General features: G+C 71.7%; 13 protein-coding genes. 9 read left to right on the forward strand and 4 right to left on the reverse strand.

The window, feature by feature from the left end; all coding sequences use genetic code 11:
• The 5 genes from FJV41_RS19960 to FJV41_RS19980 form a co-directional block, all read left to right on the forward strand.
• Positions 1–798 (forward strand): tetratricopeptide repeat protein (locus FJV41_RS19960; protein ID WP_141644104.1); only part of this gene is annotated, 798 nt, incomplete at its 5' end.
• A 99-nt stretch (positions 799–897) separates the two neighbouring features.
• A complete protein-coding gene (locus FJV41_RS19965; RefSeq protein ID WP_181790791.1) occupies positions 898–3,516 on the forward strand; it encodes a penicillin-binding protein 1A in 2,619 nt (872 codons plus the stop codon).
• Positions 3,513–4,865 (forward strand): FG-GAP repeat domain-containing protein, encoded by a 1,353-nt coding sequence (locus tag FJV41_RS19970; RefSeq protein ID WP_141644106.1) that lies wholly within the window; start codon positions 3,513–3,515, stop codon positions 4,863–4,865. The genes FJV41_RS19965 and FJV41_RS19970 overlap by 4 nt, the downstream gene beginning before the upstream one ends.
• Positions 4,862–6,235 (forward strand): periplasmic substrate-binding domain-containing protein, encoded by a 1,374-nt coding sequence (locus FJV41_RS19975; RefSeq protein ID WP_141644107.1) that lies wholly within the window; start codon positions 4,862–4,864, stop codon positions 6,233–6,235. Before FJV41_RS19970 ends, FJV41_RS19975 begins: the two co-directional genes overlap by 4 nt.
• Before the next feature lie 70 nt (positions 6,236–6,305).
• The gene (locus FJV41_RS19980) at positions 6,306–7,985 is read left to right on the forward strand and encodes a sensor histidine kinase (RefSeq protein WP_141644108.1); all 1,680 of its coding nucleotides are present in this window, start codon (positions 6,306–6,308) and stop codon (positions 7,983–7,985) included.
• Positions 7,986–8,102: 117 nt separating this feature from the next.
• Here FJV41_RS19980 and FJV41_RS19985 read toward each other — a convergent pair whose 3' ends face one another.
• Together FJV41_RS19985 and hpf are read right to left on the reverse strand one after the other, a co-directional pair.
• A complete protein-coding gene (locus FJV41_RS19985; protein ID WP_141644109.1) occupies positions 8,103–10,172 on the reverse strand; it encodes an MXAN_5187 family protein in 2,070 nt (689 codons plus the stop codon).
• Between the two features lie 145 nt (positions 10,173–10,317).
• Positions 10,318–10,677 (reverse strand): ribosome hibernation-promoting factor, HPF/YfiA family, encoded by a 360-nt coding sequence (gene hpf, locus FJV41_RS19990; RefSeq protein WP_141644110.1) that lies wholly within the window; start codon positions 10,675–10,677, stop codon positions 10,318–10,320.
• A 148-nt stretch (positions 10,678–10,825) separates the two neighbouring features.
• On the opposite strand from hpf, the gene FJV41_RS19995 reads away from it, so the two are divergent.
• Together FJV41_RS19995 and FJV41_RS20000 are read left to right on the forward strand one after the other, a co-directional pair.
• Positions 10,826–11,215: a response regulator gene (locus tag FJV41_RS19995; RefSeq protein WP_141644111.1), complete on the forward strand. Its 390-nt coding sequence runs from the start codon at positions 10,826–10,828 to the stop codon at positions 11,213–11,215.
• Positions 11,216–11,299: 84 nt separating this feature from the next.
• Positions 11,300–11,746 (forward strand): putative signal transducing protein, encoded by a 447-nt coding sequence (locus FJV41_RS20000; RefSeq protein ID WP_141644112.1) that lies wholly within the window; start codon positions 11,300–11,302, stop codon positions 11,744–11,746.
• 3 nt (positions 11,747–11,749) lie between these two features.
• Here the strand turns inward: FJV41_RS20000 and FJV41_RS20005 are convergent, their stop codons facing one another.
• Together FJV41_RS20005 and FJV41_RS20010 are read right to left on the reverse strand one after the other, a co-directional pair.
• Positions 11,750–12,706, reverse strand: coding sequence for an N-acetylmuramoyl-L-alanine amidase-like domain-containing protein (locus tag FJV41_RS20005; protein WP_141644113.1), 957 nt, complete (start codon positions 12,704–12,706; stop codon positions 11,750–11,752).
• Positions 12,703–13,695 (reverse strand): HEAT repeat domain-containing protein, encoded by a 993-nt coding sequence (locus tag FJV41_RS20010; RefSeq protein ID WP_141644114.1) that lies wholly within the window; start codon positions 13,693–13,695, stop codon positions 12,703–12,705. Before FJV41_RS20010 ends, FJV41_RS20005 begins: the two co-directional genes overlap by 4 nt.
• A 151-nt stretch (positions 13,696–13,846) precedes the next feature.
• On the opposite strand from FJV41_RS20010, the gene FJV41_RS20015 reads away from it, so the two are divergent.
• Both FJV41_RS20015 and FJV41_RS20020 read left to right on the forward strand, forming a co-directional pair.
• Positions 13,847–14,173: a DUF4398 domain-containing protein gene (locus tag FJV41_RS20015; protein ID WP_141644115.1), complete on the forward strand. Its 327-nt coding sequence runs from the start codon at positions 13,847–13,849 to the stop codon at positions 14,171–14,173.
• A gap of 17 nt (positions 14,174–14,190) precedes the next feature.
• Positions 14,191–15,606: an OmpA family protein gene (locus tag FJV41_RS20020; protein ID WP_141644116.1), complete on the forward strand. Its 1,416-nt coding sequence runs from the start codon at positions 14,191–14,193 to the stop codon at positions 15,604–15,606.
• Positions 15,607–16,034: the final 428 nt, after the last annotated feature.

The raw sequence follows: 16,034 nt of genomic DNA on the forward strand, positions 1-16,034 counted from the left end.
CACGTCCCCCAGCTCGCGCAGGGAGCGCGCCCGGCGCCCGAGGATGTCCTGGCGCTCACCCACGAGCACGGCCGACGCGTGGACCACCTGGGCCGCGCGCGCTCCCTGCGCGAGCTGGGGGACGTGTCCGGCGCGCTCACCGAGGTGCGTCGCGCGCTGCATGACGACCCGGCCGACACGGACGCGCTGACGCTGGCCGCCCGGCTCGCTCGCCTCCACGGCCAGTCCGACGTCGCGCTGCTGGCGTACGCGCGGCTGGGGAGCCTGGTGCCCGAGGACGCGGGGGCGCTCATCCAGCAGGCCCGACTGCTCGTGTCCCTGGGACGCCACGGGGAGGCGGTGCGCGTGGGCGAGGAGGCGGTGCTGCGCGCTCCGGAGGACGCGGAGGCGTACCAGGTGCTCGGCCGCGCGCACCTGGTGGGCGGGGAGCTGGCGTCGGCCATCCTCCGCTTCCAGCAGGCCGTGCACCTGGACCCCGAGCATGGCTACGCGCTCAACAACCTGGGCTTCGCGTACCTGCGCGCGGCAGAGAACGCGAAGGCCGCGGAGGTGCTCACGCAGGCCGCCGAGCTGCTGCCGAACGTGGCCTACGTTCACAACAACCTCGGCGTGGCGTGGGAGCGGCTGGGCCGCAAGGAAGAGGCCCGCGCCGCGTACGCCACCGCCACCCGGCTGTCCCCGCGCTACGTCCAGGCCCGCGTCAACGCGGACCGGCTGAGCCGCGTGGCCCAGGTGGACCTGGACTCGCCCGAGCCTCGGGCACGGGAGGCACTCTCCCCGATGCCCGAAATGCCATAGCGCTCCCCTGCCTGGAGGCCAGCCTCCAGGTGCGGCCCGGTCCGATTCCCGAATTCAGATCCCGACTTGGTCTAACGTGCAGCTCCCGTCGAGAAGCACATGACCCTGGCCCCTGTGATGCCCACTCCGCCCGAAGCTCCTCCACCTCCCGCCCCGGCGCCCGCGCCCCTTCCGCCACGCCCCGGGCTTGGCGCGCGCCTCTGGAAGTGGACCAAGCGGCTGCTCATCACCGGCGCCGTGGGCCTGCTGCTCGTCGTGCTGGTCGGCGTGGGGGCGTACGTCTACTACAGCCGGGATTTGCCCTCGGTGGACGCGCTCCAGCACTACGAGCTGCCCCAGGTCACCAAGGTGACGTGCGCGGACGGGAGCATCTGCGCCGAGTACGCGCATGAGAAGCGCACGGTGGTGCGCGTAGCGGACCTGCCGCCCCACGTGCGCGACGCCTTCCTGGCCGCCGAGGACGCGGACTTCTACAAACACGTGGGCCTGGACCCGTTCGGCATCGCTCGCGCCGCCATCAAGAACCTCATCCCCGGCAGCCGCAAGTCCGGCGCGTCCACGATTACGCAGCAGGTGGTGAAGAACCTGCTGCTCACGCCCGAGCGCAGCCTGTCGCGCAAGATTCGCGAGTGGATCCTCACCCCGCGCGTCGAGGAGGCGCTCACCAAGGACCAGATTCTCGGCCTCTACATCAACCAGTCCTATTACGGGAAGCGCCGCTACGGCGTGGAGGAGGCCGCGCTCTATTACTTTGGCAAGCACGCCAAGGAACTGAACGTGGGCGAGGCCGCGGTGCTGGCGGGCACGGTGCAGATTCCCCACCGCATCAACCCGGAGACGAACATGACGCGGGCGAAGTCGCGTCAGCGGTACGTGCTCGGGCAGATGGCCAACCATGGCTTCGTGCCGCGCGACGTGGCGGAAGCGGAGCTGGACAAGCCCATCGTCCTGGCCCCGCGTCCCGAGCGGGGCGTGGGCCCGTACTACGCGGAGGAGATTCGTCGCACGCTCATCGAGCGCTATGGCGAGCACGCGGTGATGAAGGGGGGCCTGCGGGTGGACATCGCCATGGTGCCCAAGCTCCAGGTCGCCGCCGAGCAGGCCGTGCGTGAAGGCCTGGAGGCCGTGGACAGGCGACAGGGCTACCGGGGTCCACGAGGCACGCTGGAAGATGAGAAGTGGGCTCGCCTGCGCGGCATGGTCGCCACGCGCATCGAGGAGGCGGGCCGCCGACTGAAGGACCAGGGCTACGTGGCGGACCTGGCGCCGCTCGCGCAGGAGGAGAAGGCGGCGACGCCGGAGCCGAAGGGGGAGACCGAGGATGATGGCGCGGAGGAGCAGCGCCCGGACCTCACGCCCGAGGACGAGGCGCCCCCTTCCGAGGAGGAGCTGATGGTGCGCGCCGTGCTCCTGAAGCCCCTGTCGGAAGGGCTGCGGCTGACGGGCTACGTGACCGAGCTGGACGAGAAGCGGAACGTGGCGCGCGTGGACCTGGTGGGCCGCACCGCGGAGATTGCGTACTCCACCGTCACCTGGGCCCGGCAGAAGGGCAAGGGCGCGCCCAAGAACATCTCGGATGTGTTCGCCAAGGGGCAGCTCGTCTACGTGCGCATCCTGAAGGCGCCTCCCGCGCCGGCCTTCGTGGAGGCCACGCTGGACCAGGTGCCGCTCGTGCAGGGTGGGCTGGTGGTCATCCGCCCGGAGAACCGCAACGTCGTGGCGCTGGTGGGCGGGTATGACGCGGCGCGCTCGTCGTTCAACCGCGCGACGCAGGCCAGGCGTCAGCCGGGCTCGTCCTTCAAGCCCTTCCTCTACGCCGCGGCGCTGGGCAGCGGGCGCTACACGCCGCTGTCTCAAGTGAACGACGCGCCGGAGTCCATTCGGGACCCGTACACGGGCAAGGCGTGGAAGCCGCAGAACTACGACCGTCGCTTTGAAGGGCCGATGACGCTGCGCCAGGCCCTCACCAAATCGAAGAACACGGTGTCCGTGCGCCTCATCGAGGCGCTCACGCCCCCCACCGTCATCGACTTCGCGCGCCGGGCGGGCATCCACTCGCCGCTGCCGGAGAACCTGACGCTGGCGCTGGGCACCGGCGAGGTGACGATGCTGGAGGCGGTGAACGCCTACTCCACGCTCCAGGCGAATGGCCGCTACGCGGAGCCGCTCATGCTGCTGCGCGTGCGCGACTCGCGCGGCAAGGTGTTGGAGGAGCATCAGCCAGCCTTCGAGGAGACGCTTTCTCCCGCCGTCGCGTACCTCACCACGTCCCTGATGCGCAGCGTGGTGGAGGAAGGCACGGCCAAGGCCGTGCGCGAGCTGAATCGCCCCGCCGCTGGCAAGACGGGCACCACGCAGGAGTCCAAGGACACGTGGTTCTCCGGCTACACGGTGGACTGGGTGGCCAGCGCGTGGGTGGGCTTCGACAACAATTCGCCACTGGGGAGCAGCGAGACGGGTGGTCGCGCCGCGCTGCCCATCTGGCTCCAGTTCATGCGCGTGGCCCACGAGGGCCTGCCCGCGCGCGACTTCGAGGTGCCCGCCGGCATCCTCCAGGTTCGCATCGACCCCGCCACCGGGCTGCTGGCCGGCGCCTCCGTCCCAGGCCGGTTGGAGCCGTTCCTCGAGGGCACCCAGCCCACCGCCGAGGCCCCGCCTCCGGGCCAGGTGACGACCGACGAGTTCTTCCTCAACGAAGGCAACAGGAAGGGTCTGTGAGCCGAGCCCGGGTCCTCGCACCGCTGCTTTTCGCCTTCGCGGCCAGTGCCGCATCGCAGACTTCCCCCGACGAAACCGCCTCGGCCGTCCAGCGACTCGCGCGGGAGCTGTCCGCCTCCGTGCGCGCCCTGCCCGCCGAGGCGCCCGTGGCGCTGTACTTCTCGGGAGGCTCGGCCGAGCTGCGACGCGCCGTGGGCAGCGTGCTCGCCGCGCGACTTTCCGCGGAGGGATTGGCGCCCACCGTGGTGGACGCCGCGAGCGCCGAGGCCGCCGAGGGCGTGGCGCGCGCGCAGGGGGCGCGCACGCTGGTGAGGCTGACGCTGGATGTGGAGGCAGGCGCCTTGCGGGCCCGTGGGGACGCGCTGGGCACGTGGGTCAACTTCTGGTCGGGCCGCGCGCCGACACGTCCCGCTCGGCCGTCGGGCGCGCTCGTCGAGTCGGTGGACGCGGACGCGGAGGTGCTCGCCCTGGCCTCGGTGGCCCCCTCGACGACGTCGCCTCCCACGAGCGGTCCTCGGGGCATCCGACTTCTGGGCGCGACGCTGGTCCGGCTGGAGCAGCCCGTGGCGGCGCTCGCGGCGGGAGACCTGGACGGGGATGGCCGCGACGAAATCGCGGTGCTGACGGAGGCGGACGTGTCCGTCTTCGCGGCGGATGGACGGCTGCTGGCCCGCAGGGAGCTGGGCGCACTGCCCTTCGGCAACGCCACCACGCGGGAGCCCTTTGGCGCGCTGGCCGTGTTGTCGGGGCCGCCCCGGCTGGCCGCGTGGAGTACGCGTCGCGCGCACGGTGAGGTGCTCGTGTTGGAGAAGGGTCGAAGCACGCTGCGGCCCGTGGGCACGCTGGACAGCGCGCCGCTGGGGCCCGTGGAGCGAGGAAGCTTCGTCCCCGGGCAGACCGCGTTCCAGGCCGAGGTGCGGCTCGCGGACGGCAAGCCCGTGACACTCTCCGCGCCCTTCACCACCGCGAGCCTCGCGCCGCCGAGGATGCTCTTCGTGCACGCGGATGGAACCGGCTCACTCTATCCGCGCGCGGGTGCGGCGCCGACGCGGCTGAGCGCGCTGGGCGCGGGCAGTGCCCTGGGCGACCTGGACGGAGACGGCACGCCGGAGCTGCTCACCACGTCCACCCTGCTCCAGCCTTCACCGGACGTGCTCCGCGTCCACTCCCTCAACGGAGGAGACCCCACGGTGCACGAGCCGCTGTGGCAGGGCGCGCTGCCCGCGGGGCGCGCGTTGTTCGTGGTGACGGCCAACCTGGATGGCGACGAGCGCCGTGAAGTGGTCGTGGGCCTGTGGAAGCCGGATGGCACCGGTGAGCTGTTCCTCCTTCGCCAGGGTGCTCCATGAAGTCCCGCCGCATCGCCCTCGCCAGTCTCGTGCTCCTGGGCTCCGCGTCCGCGCTCGCGGCCGGACGGCCCCGTTATGGCGGAGAGCTGCGCGTGGCCCATGCCGGGCCGCCCGAGATTGGAGAGCCCGCGCTCGCCGACACTCCTCTCGAAGCCACGCTGCTGGGGTTGTTGTCCCGGCCAGTCTGCGCTGTGACACCGGAAGGCGAGGCGCGCCCCACGCTGGCCCGTGAGTTGTCGCGCCCTACTCCGCAATCCGCGCGGGTGATGCTCCCCAATGCCGCCACGGCGGGTGCCCTGGCGCGTGCGTGGATGCGACTGTCCAGCACCGAAGGGGCTTCGCCCTACCGTGCCCTGCTCTATCCGCTGCGCGGCGAGGGACGGCAGGTCAACGCGAGCGGTGCCTCACTGGAGCTCGCGCTCTCGTTTCCGTGGCCCGATTTGGAGCGCGCGCTGTGCCACCCGGCCCTGGCCGCGCCCGTGGCCTCGTCGACTCCGGGCCCGTTCTCCTCGGCGGGGCGTGGGACGCTGGATGCGCAGCTCGGCTGGCCACGTGGACGCCCGTACCTGGACCGACTGCTGCTCACCTCCACGGATGAGCGGGGACTGGCCCGGCTCTGGTCCACCCGGCAGGCACAGTTGGAGCTGGGGGTCGCCTCGGAGACGGACAACGCGTCGGGCGCGCTGCTCTACGCCACCTATCTCGCCTTCTCGCCCCGGCGCGTTCCGGCGGACTTCCGGCAGGCGGTGGAGAGCTCCATCGACCGCGAGGACCTCACGCGCCTCTTCGTGCGCGGCCCGGCGGTGCCCATGCCGCACCTGCTGCCGCCCGCGCTGATGCAACAGGGGCCCAAGCCTCGCCCGGCGACGCCCGCGTCGGGTCCGGCTCGCACGGTGACGCTCGTCTACGACGCTGCGCTGGAGGACCAGCGCGCGGTGGCCGAGCGCATCCAGGTGAAGCTGCACGAGCGGGGCTACACCGTGGCCCTGGAGCCCCTCACGCGCTCCGCGCTGCGCGCCCGCTGGGCCAAGGGCGACTTCGAGCTGATGCTGCACGCGCTGCTCCTTCCGCCTGTTCCTGGCCCCGCCCTGGCGGTGGTGCTGGACGCGGGGGGACGCAAGGACCTGCTGGGCGTGGAGCTGCCCGCCATCGGCGCGCTGTCGGACGCGGCGGCGCGGGATGCTCGGGTTCGCGAGCGGGCCCTGGCGCTCGCCGCATCGCTGCCCTTGCTTCCGCTGTACGCGCAAGGACTGGGGCTGCGCGTGGTGCCGGAAGTGGGCGGACTGGTGATGGATGCGCAGGGCCTGCCCATGCTGGACGGCGCCTTCATGCTTCCACCCGAGGGAGCGGGGACCGGGGGGCGCCCGTGACGCGTGCGAGGGAGGGCGTCAAGGACCGCTTGAGTTCCTGGCCACGGGGCGCGGACTGGAGGATGGCCCCTTGCGCCTGAGGACCCGGCTGGCGCTCGCCTTCGCCCTGCTCGCGTTGGTGCCGCTCGCGGTGGTGGTGCTGCCCACCCTCTCGCGCCTGCGCGACACGTTGTCCCGTGAACTGGACGCACGCATGCAGGCCGCCACCACCAGCGCCCAGGAGTCACTGGAGCGCTCGGCCACCACCGCCCGACGCGCGGTGGAGGAGCTGGTGGACAGCGCCGCCATGGACGACCTCGCCCGCGAGGCCCGTGAGCGCCCCACCCGAGCCATTCAAGCAGGCACGGCGGAAGCGCTGATGAAGACGCGGGGACTGACGGTGCTCGCCCTCTTCGACCGGGGCGGCACGGTGCTGTCCTCCGGACACCTGCCCGCGCGGCGCGGAGACCCGGACCCGGCCCTCTTCGCTGTCACGAAAGTGGCCTCGTCGAAGCCCGTCCCGGTGCGAGTGGAGGTGCGCACCTCCTCGGGCCTGCGACAGATGCCGGCGCTCGTCACCGCGCGCCCCGTGGACTACGGGGACCTGCGCCTGTGGGCGGTGGGCGGGGTGCTGCTCGACGACAGTCTGGCCCAGCACCTCGCGCGGCTGACCCAGGCGCAAGTCTCGCTCGTCTCCGGCGACACCGAGCTGGCCCGGGCCGGCACGGCGCTGCCTCCCACGGTGGCGCGCGAGCTGCCCCTGGGCGATGCCGCCACGGTGCGACTCGTCTTCAGCCGTGCCGCCGCGCGCGAGGCCGAGGAAGGCGTCATGCGCGCCTTCCTCCTGTTGGCCGGACTGGGCGGCGCCTTCGCCATGCTGCTCGGGTTGCTGGTGTCGCGGTGGATGACCCGGCCGGTGGAGGCGCTCACCGAGGGTGCCCGGCGCGTGGCGGAAGGCGCGCTGGATGTCCAGGTGACGGCCGCCGCCACGGGCGAGGTGGGCGAGCTGGTCCGGACGTTCAACCACATGACGTCCGAGCTGAAGGCGACGACGGAGCGACTCGTGGCCAGTGAACGCATCGCCGCGTGGCAGGAAGTGGCGCGGCGACTGGCCCACGAAATCAAGAACCCGCTGACGCCCATCCGCATGTCGCTGGAGACGCTGCTGGCGGCGCAGGAGGCCGGGCACCCTCGCTTCCCGGAGTTCTTCAAGGAGAGCGCGGGCGTGGTGCTGGAAGAGGTGGACCGGCTGCGGCGCATCGTCGACGAGTTCAGCCGCTTCGCGAGGATGCCCAAGCCGCAACTGGCGCCCGTGGACCTGTCCGAGCTGACGCAGAGCGTGCTGGCCCTCTACGCGACACCTCCCGAGGGCATCCAGATACTCCCGGCGCTCCAGACGGGCGTGGTGGCGCGCGTGGACCGGGACATGCTGACGCAGGTGCTGGTCAACCTGGTGAAGAACGCCGAGGAGGCCATGGCTGGCAAGGGCGGCCCCCTGCGCGTGCGAGTGAAGGGCACCGACGCGGACGCCATCATCGAAGTCGAGGACAGCGGCCCGGGCATCCCCGCCGAGCACCGCGCCCGCATCTTCGAGCCCTACTTCACCACCAAGGACGGCGGAACGGGCCTGGGGCTGGCCATCGCCGCGCGCATCCTCCAGGAGCATGGCGGCAAGCTCGAAGTCGGCGGAGAGCCGGGCCAGGGCGCGCGCTTCAGCGTGGTGCTCCCACGCGCGGACCTCATGGCGACCGGCGCCGCGAGCGCCCCGTAGGCAGCATCACCAGGGGCCAGCGACCAGGCCCGGTTCAGCACCAGCACCTGAAAAGCACAGAGCCCGAGGCGATGTGTCGCCCCGGGCCCCGATGCCGTCACGCGGTGGAAGCCGCGCTCAGTCCTTGACGGGCGTGGCCTTGAGAGCGGCCTTGCCTTCCTTCACGTAGACCTGGAAGCGCACCGTCTTGCAGGCGTACTTCTGGACGAGCTGCTCCTTGTTCTTGCGCAGCTTCTGCACGAACTTGTCGTACGTCAGGCCATCGGCCGGCTCGCCACACCGCTCACGGGTGGTGACGAACTCGCGGAAGACCTCCTGGAAGTGCTGCTCCTCGGAGAGCGCCACCGCGGAGTTGCCCGACGGGCCCGCGCCCGGGAGAGGAATGGCGGCGGGGCCCCCCGCGCGAGGCGGCAACGGAATGGGTACCTCGGCCGGCCGGGCGCTGGCCTGGAGCAGCTCGCGCGGAATGGCCGCGACGCGCGTCGTCTCCGGGTTGTCCGGCGACTGAGCAGCCGCCAGGGCGAACGGGTTCGCCGCCTGCTGGAGCGTGTACGCCGCCGTGGGCTGGTCCTCGAAGGCGAAAGCGCCGCGACGAGGCGACGCCGTCGACAGGGGCTCACCCGAGGCGGAGAAGCCACCCGGCTCGGGCTCGAAGGGCATGGACGCGCCCGACGAACCGAACGGACTGGCCGCGGGAGGCGGCGGAACCGCGGGAGGCGGCGCGGGGAACGGGAACGCATCCGCCTGCGCGAACGGATCCGCCGAAGCGAACGGGTTCGACACCGGCGCGGGGGCCGGAGGCGGCAGCGCGAAGGGGTCCCCCGAGCCGAACGGCTGGGCCGACGGAGGCGGAGGCGCCATGGAGAACGGGTCCGCCGAGCCGAAGGGCTGGGCCGCCGGAGGCGGGGGCGCCATGGAGAACGGATCCGACAGGGGAGCCACCGCCGGAGGAGGAGCCCCACGCGCGAACGGGTCCGGCAACGGGCCCGGCGTCGGCGGGGCGGCGAACGGAGCCGAGGCGAACGGGTCTGGCAGCGGACCTGGCGTCGGCGTGGCCGCCACCGGCTGCGGCGCGTGAGGAACCTGCGCGTGCATCTGCGCATTCGCCGCCATCGCGGCCGACAGGCTGAGCGTGTCGGAGGTGCCCTGCACGTCGTCGCCAGAGCCCGAACGGGAGCCCCCCATCAGCACCGTCCACACCAGCGTCAGGCCCAGGAGCCCCGCCAGCGCGACGAGCGCGTTCTGCTGGTAGTCCGCCAGAGCACCCAGCACCGGCTGCGTCCCGGCCACCGCGAGCACTTCCAGCGGCGTGCCTTCCAGCGCGCGACGAGAGCCCACCGACAGGGGCGCCTTGCCTCCCATGGCATCGCCCTCCGTCATGAGAGGCAGGCCCAGCGGGCCCAGGTTCTGGAGGCTGCCGCGGCGCAGCACCACTCCGCTCGTGTTGGCCGCCACCTGCGCCAGCGAGCCCTCCGCGAGCAACTTGTCCGGCCCCACGGCCGTCACCGAGTCCCCCTTCACCAACCCGAGCGCGGAGACGCCGGTGGCCTGCACCGCGGCCTCCAGCGCGCCCTCGTCGAGCAGCGGCGCGCCCACCACCAGCGTCACCGCCGGCTGCATGCCGAAGTCCCCGCCCCACAGCACGGGCACCGAGGCGAAAACGTGCGCCGCACCGAGCGCGTCCACCACCGAGGTGCCGGCCTTCGCCAGCGCGGCGACGTCCAGCTTCGTGGCATCCGAGGACGGCTCCGCGCCCGCGACGGCATGGAACGCGGCGTCCGGCGCGGCCAGCGCCACCACCGCGCCCTTGAGTTCCTTGGGCAGCACGGCCTCGACGGCCGTGCGCACAGCCGTGAAGCGCTCCGCCGTCAGCGGCTGGAGGGCGTCCTTGTCGTCGGCCTTGTCCTTGTCCCGCGACGGGGGACGCACGGAGGCGACGGGCTTGGGGGGAAGCAGCGCGTGGACAGCGGAGGCGACGTCCGGCGTGGCGGCCAGCTTCAGCGCCAGCGCCTGCACCTCCGCGCGACGCGCGTCCACGCGACGCGCCACCTCGGCAACACCCGAGGCGGACTGGGCCGTGGCTCCGTCCACCGCGCGCGCGCGAAGCGGTCCCGACAGCATCGGGAGATGAGCAAGCCCCAGTCCAATGACCAGGAACGCGAAGAGGAGGAACTTGAGGCGGACCATCGCCGTCCTTTAGCCCATGGGTGAAGGGTTCCGCTTATAGCGTTCACCATTCGGACCCAGCAAGATTCGGGCAGCGGACAACGCGGGCCCGGCCGCCCGGTGGACGACCGGGAAGACCGGGCCCTACACCGAGGCAGGCCCCCGGCTAATAGCTCGGAACGTTCGCCGCCACGTCGTCGGGCAGCCCGTCCGTGTGCACGTCACGGCGCTTGTCCACGGCCTTGCGCAGGGTGCGCTCCAGCCGGTCACGCGCCGCGTCGATGGCGGGAAACAGCGTCTCCGCCCGCTCGGTGACATGCACGGAAGCGAAGTTTGGCATGCGCACCGTCACCCGGCACTCCTTGTCCACCCCACCCTTCGGACCGTTGATGTCCACCAGCGAGATGTCGATTTCCGCCGCCTCGTCGTCCGCATACCGTTCGATGTGGCGCACCAGATGCTCCTGCAGGTAGTCCCTCAGCGACTCTGTCAGGGTCAGATGCACGCCCCGCATCAACACCTTCATGGCATCACCTCCAAGGCTCGAAGATGGACAGCCTCCCGCCCGCCGGTGAGGGGGGCTCTTCCACCCGCCTGCCCTCCAGGCGACGAGGCACCTGGCCCCGCGTCCTCGCGGCGGACGAATCCGACAAGGGCCAGAGTTACCCAGACGCATGGGTGCCGAGCGAATCAAGGTCCTCCTCGTAGAGGACGATGGTGACAGCCGGGAGCTCCTCGCGGAGCTGCTCGAGTTCGAGTTCGACGTGGTCACCGCCCACGACGGGCTCGCGGGCCTGCGGGCCTTCGAGAGCACGCTCCCGGACGTGGTGGTGACGGACGAGTCGCTGCCGGGGCTGTGTGGCACGGAGCTCGCCCGGCGGGTGAAGGCTCGCGCGCCACGCACCCGCGTCATCCTCGTCTCCGGCTACACCCAGGTGGACGGCGCCGAGCACTGTGACCTGGTGCTGCGCAAGCCCATCGACGTGGAGCGGTTGAGCAGCGCCGTCGGCAGCCTGGGAGACGAGGCCCGCCGCTGGCAGGGCGACGACGACGCCCGGCAGTGAACGGAAGGACTGGCCCCCGGTGCCGCGGCAGGACACCAGACCTACTATGTCCCTCCAGGACATCCACGGGCAGGAGGGACAGACATGAAGTACTGCGCCAGGTGCGGATCGGAATATCGGGACGACATCGAGCAATGCTCGGACTGTCCAGGCAACCCACGGTTGGTGGACGTAGGGGAGATGCGCAGCCGGGGGCTCCCGCTCCCGCATGAGCTGGACAAGCGCGTCTTCGTGCGCGCGGGCACCACGGACAACCCGCTGATGGTGGAGGTCTTCGTGGAGCTGCTCCAGGAGACGGACATCCCGGTGCTGGTGCGCGCGGGGCGCTCGGGCGTGGTGGACAAGCTGACCACGGGCAACCTGCTTCCCTGGTGGGAAATCCTGGTGCCCGAGGAGCAGCAGGAGCGCGCCGCCGCCCTCATCGAGCGGGAGCGGGCCCAGGAAGCGGCCACCACCGACGAGGCCGTCAGGGCCGCCGAGGACGAGGAGCGGGAGACCGAGCAGTCGGCCGCCCCCCCATCCACCCTCTGAGCGTCAGGGCGAGCGGACGACGGCGCCGGGCGCGGAGGACTCCGGACGGCGGGCCTCGAAGAGGCTCACCCCGGTGACCTTCCACTTCGCATAGCGGGAGTTGCGGCCGAGGAAGGTCTCCAAGTCTTCGTCCACGACGCGGTTGTAGCCCCCGCGCGAGGCATGGCGCAGGTAGGTGCGGCCCTTGCGCTGCACCACGAAGCCCAGGTGCGTCACGCGGGTGGCCTTCAGCGGAAGGTCCTCGCGCAGCACCACGAGGATGGTGCCGGAGGGGATGGAGCGCGCATGCTCCATCACCCGCTCCAGCGGAATCATGTTCATCGCGAAGGTGCCCACCGGCTGACGCGCCTTGGGGAGCTGGAGCGCCTGGGACGAGCGGGACTGCCAGGTCACGGGCGTCAGCGTCTTCGTGACGGCCACCGCGTCCTCGCCCCCGAAGCGCCGCGTCACGTCGCGCAGGAAGCCCTTGCGGATGTTGTTGGGCAGCCACTGCGCTTCCATGAGGTGGTTGCGGTCCTCATAGGCCGGGGCCTGGGCGTAGCGGATGTGCTCGAGCAGCGGCGCGACCTCCGGCTCCGTGCGCGCGAGCCCCAGCGCCAGGGACTGCTCGACGAAGGTGAGGCAGTCCACCGCGTCCAGGCGGAACGTTGGATCAGGATCGACGCCCGCGCCTTCTCCCAGCGGAGACAGGACGTAGGGCGTGTTGACGAAGCGCTGGCTCATGGACAGCAGCCGCTCGGTCAACGGCGCGTTGGACGCCTCCGACACCAGGGCGGCGAAGGCGCTCGCGTCCATGCCCGTCCAGCCGTTGGGGCGCGCGGGGGTGGCCGTGGCCGCCTGGGCCGCCGCCGAGCCGGAGTCGAGAATCCGCGCCGCGCCGGGCGTGGCGGAGGCCTTCGTCGAGGAGGCCGGGGTCGCCTGGGTGGCGAGCGCCGCGGCCAGCACCACCGCCCACGTCATTGCGCCACGCCCGCCCTTCGGAGGATGGCCTTGCGCCGGTCATCCTGGAGCTGGAGCGTCTCTAGTTCCTTCTCGTACGACAGCTTCTCTTCGCCCTTGGCGTTCCACGAGGCCAGCACCAGCCAGTCCAGCATGGCGCTGTCTCCGCCCTGGTAGAGGATGCGCGCGGCGCCGGCGGCCAGGCCCCGGTCCTTGTCCTCCAGCAGCGGCTTGAGCGCGGGGGTGGCCTTCTTGGCGGCGACTCCCTCGAACAGCTCCAGCCCCTGCCGGCGCACGAAGCGGTCCTGCGCGCCGAGTAGCTTGTTGGCGAAGGCGAAGCCCTCGGGGGAACCCAGGCGGCACAGGCCGCGCGCCGCCGCGAAGCGGGTGCTCTCCGAGTCGTTGGTCAGGTACTCCTTGAGGGGCTTCACCTGCTTGGCGTCGCCCGTCTCACCCGCGGCGGCCAGCATGATGGCGCGCACCTCCAGCTCCTGCTCCTGCTTGGCGGCCGCCATCAGCGCCTTGCCCATCTTCGGGTTGCGCGAGGCGCCCAGGGCCCGGGCCGCGTCCCGGCGAACGCCACTGCTCTTGTCATCCAGCAGCGGCAGCAGCACCTGGACGTTGCGGCTCTTCAGCCGGGCCAGGCCCTGCGCGGCGTACATGCGCACCGTGCTGTCGCCGTCGCCGGCGAAGCGGACCAGGGCCGGCTCCGCGGAACGCGTGTCCAGTCCCGCCAGCACCGCGACGAGGTTGCGGCGGACCCGCTCCTCCAGCACCCGGCGCATGGATTCGTTGATGAGGTCGGCGGCATAGGGCTCCTCGCGCAGGTAGCGCAGCCGGGAGACGGCGGCGGGGACGGCTCCGCCCTGGATGACGGTTTGGATGACCTTTTCCGTCTCGGCACGGCGCTCGCCGCGCTTGGCGGCGGAGGCCTGGGCGGACAGGGCCAGGGGGGGTAGGAGCAGCGCGAGCAACACCAGGAAGCGGGCGGAGAGGACGGACGGGCGCACGGGAGGGCGACGATGGCAAGGGTGGCGCCGGTCGTCAAAGTCCCAGGCGCCGGCCGGCCCCCCTCCTCAACGGGGTATGCCCGATTCTTGACCCCCCAAGAGGCGATTGATACGACCGATGCCTCTTTCCCTCCTCTAGAGGCGCCACCCTATGAAGAACCTGACGGTGCTGGTGGCGGTGGCGGGGGCGCTCACCGCGTGCGGCCCCGTGAAGTCCACCGCGAACATCCTCGACGCCGAAGTCCAGATTCAGGCAGCGCGCACGGCTGGGGCCGACAAGTTGGCCCCGTACGAGTGGACCGCCGCCAACCTGTATCTGGAGAAGGCTCGCGAGGAGGTTGGCTACTCCGACTATCAAGCCGGTGTGGATTTCGCGGTGAAGGCCTCCCGCTTCGCCAATGAAGCCCGCGAGAAGGCGATGTCCGTGGCTGGCAGCGATTCCGACACTGGCACTGGCGAACGGACCCCGAACCCGTGACGCACCGAGCGCTCCCGATGACGCGTCCCTCCCTTGCAGCGCTGCTGTCCCTCCTCCTGGTCGCCGGCTGTGTGAGCGGCAGCAAGATTCGCGCGGACACCCAGGTGCTCGCCGCGGACGTCGAGCGGGCCCGCCGCAGCGGCGCCTTGCGCTGCGCCCCGGTGGAACTGGCCACCGCCGAGGCCTACCTCGACTTCGCCAAGGGTGAGCTGAGCCAGGGCAACAGCGGCCGCGCCGCCTCGCACGTCCGCGTCGCCGACACGGCGGTGGACCGGGCGTTGGAGCTGTCGAAGAACTGCGGTCCGCGCCAGGTGCTGGTGCGTGAGCGCCCGGAGGCCCCGCAGCAGCCGCAGCAGCCCACGGAGACCAAGCCGCAGCAGCCCCAGGTGGTGGTCCGCATCGAGGAGACGGACAGCGACGGGGACGGCGTGCTGGACAAGGACGACCCCTGCCCCGACCAGGCCGAGGACACGGACGGCTTCCAGGACGAGGACGGCTGCCCCGACGCGGACAACGACAACGACGGCGTGCTCGACGCCCAGGACAAGTGCCCGGTGCTGGCGGGAGTCGCCGACAACCAGGGCTGCCCGGCCGAGGCGCCGAAGGACCGCGACGGCGACGGCATCGTCGACCCGCTGGACAAGTGCGTGGACCAGGCCGAGGACAAGGACGGCTTCCAGGACGAGGACGGCTGCCCGGACCTGGACAACGACAACGACGGCATCGTCGACGCCCAGGACAAGTGCCCCAACGAGACGGGCTCCATGCAGAACATGGGCTGCCCGGACAAGGACGGCGACGGCGTCAACGACGGGCAGGACAAGTGCCCCGACGAGCCCGAGGACAAGGACGGCTTCCAGGATGAGGACGGCTGCCCGGACCTGGACAACGACGCGGACGGCCTGGCGGATGCACAGGACAAGTGCCCGACCGAGGCGGGTCCGCCGGAGAACAGCGGCTGCGCGGACAAGGACACGGACAATGACGGCGTGGTGGACCGACTCGATGCGTGCGTCGATGCGCCTGGCACGAAGGAAGAGCGCGGCTGCCCGAAGCAGTACAAGAACGTCGTCATCAAGAAGGACCGGATTGAAATCAAGAAGCAGATCCTCTTCGGGTCCGGCTCCGCGAAGATCATCGGCAAGCAGAGCACCGCCATCCTCGAGGACGTGGCATCGGCCCTGAGGGATGCGCCGTGGATCCAGAAGGTCCGTATCGAGGGCCACACGGACTCGCTCGGCAAGGACGAGTCGAACCTGAAGCTGTCGCAGAAGCGCGCCGACGCGGTGATGGCGCAGCTGCTGCGCAAGGGCATCGACCCGGGCCGCATGGAGGCGGTGGGCTTCGGCGAGACGCGTCCCATCGGGCCGAACACCACCAAGGCGGGCCGTGCGCAGAACCGCCGCACGGAGTTCAACATCGTCACGCAGTAGGCAGCCCCGCCCCGGCCACCTCAAGGCCGGGGCAAGCAGGACCAGCGCCTCCCGGGCTTCCGTCCCGAGGAGGCGCTTCGCTTTTCAGCGCGTGGGTTGTCCTCGGCGGCAGGAACGGGCAAGCGGCCCGCCAGCGCTTCACACCGGGCCTCTCTCCGCCCGGCCGAAGTCAGGCAGCAGGCGGTCCCCCACCCCAAGGCAGGGGCATTCACGCTCGCCGCGCACGGTGCGCGCGACGGGTGCCCCGCGTACGCAGCCCCCAAGGCCGGGGCATGCACGCTCGCCGCACACGGTGCACGCGACGGGTGTCCCGCGCGTACGCAGCCCCCAAGGCCGGGGCATGCACGGTCGCCGCGCACGGTGCGCGCGACGGGTGTCCCGCGTACGCAGCCCCCCCAAGGCCGGGGCATGCACGGCCAGCGCCTCCG

Origin of the sequence: Myxococcus llanfairpwllgwyngyllgogerychwyrndrobwllllantysiliogogogochensis (assembly GCF_006636215.1) — a bacterium.
GTDB lineage: Bacteria > Myxococcota > Myxococcia > Myxococcales > Myxococcaceae > Myxococcus > Myxococcus llanfairpwllgwyngyllgogerychwyrndrobwllllantysiliogogogochensis.

What these genes read in the sequence shown, in the direction of transcription:
- FJV41_RS19965 (WP_181790791.1), top strand. Translation starts at nt 898, where the DNA reads ATGACCCTGGCCCCTGTGATGCCCACTCCGCCCGAAGCTCCTCCACCT.
- FJV41_RS19975 (WP_141644107.1), top strand. Translation starts at nt 4,862, where the DNA reads ATGAAGTCCCGCCGCATCGCCCTCGCCAGTCTCGTGCTCCTGGGCTCC.
- FJV41_RS19985 (WP_141644109.1), bottom strand. Translation starts at nt 10,172, where the DNA reads ATGGTCCGCCTCAAGTTCCTCCTCTTCGCGTTCCTGGTCATTGGACTG.
- hpf (WP_141644110.1), bottom strand. Translation starts at nt 10,677, where the DNA reads ATGAAGGTGTTGATGCGGGGCGTGCATCTGACCCTGACAGAGTCGCTG.
- FJV41_RS19995 (WP_141644111.1), top strand. Translation starts at nt 10,826, where the DNA reads ATGGGTGCCGAGCGAATCAAGGTCCTCCTCGTAGAGGACGATGGTGAC.
- FJV41_RS20000 (WP_141644112.1), top strand. Translation starts at nt 11,300, where the DNA reads ATGAAGTACTGCGCCAGGTGCGGATCGGAATATCGGGACGACATCGAG.
- FJV41_RS20005 (WP_141644113.1), bottom strand. Translation starts at nt 12,706, where the DNA reads ATGACGTGGGCGGTGGTGCTGGCCGCGGCGCTCGCCACCCAGGCGACC.
- FJV41_RS20015 (WP_141644115.1), top strand. Translation starts at nt 13,847, where the DNA reads ATGAAGAACCTGACGGTGCTGGTGGCGGTGGCGGGGGCGCTCACCGCG.
- FJV41_RS20020 (WP_141644116.1), top strand. Translation starts at nt 14,191, where the DNA reads ATGACGCGTCCCTCCCTTGCAGCGCTGCTGTCCCTCCTCCTGGTCGCC.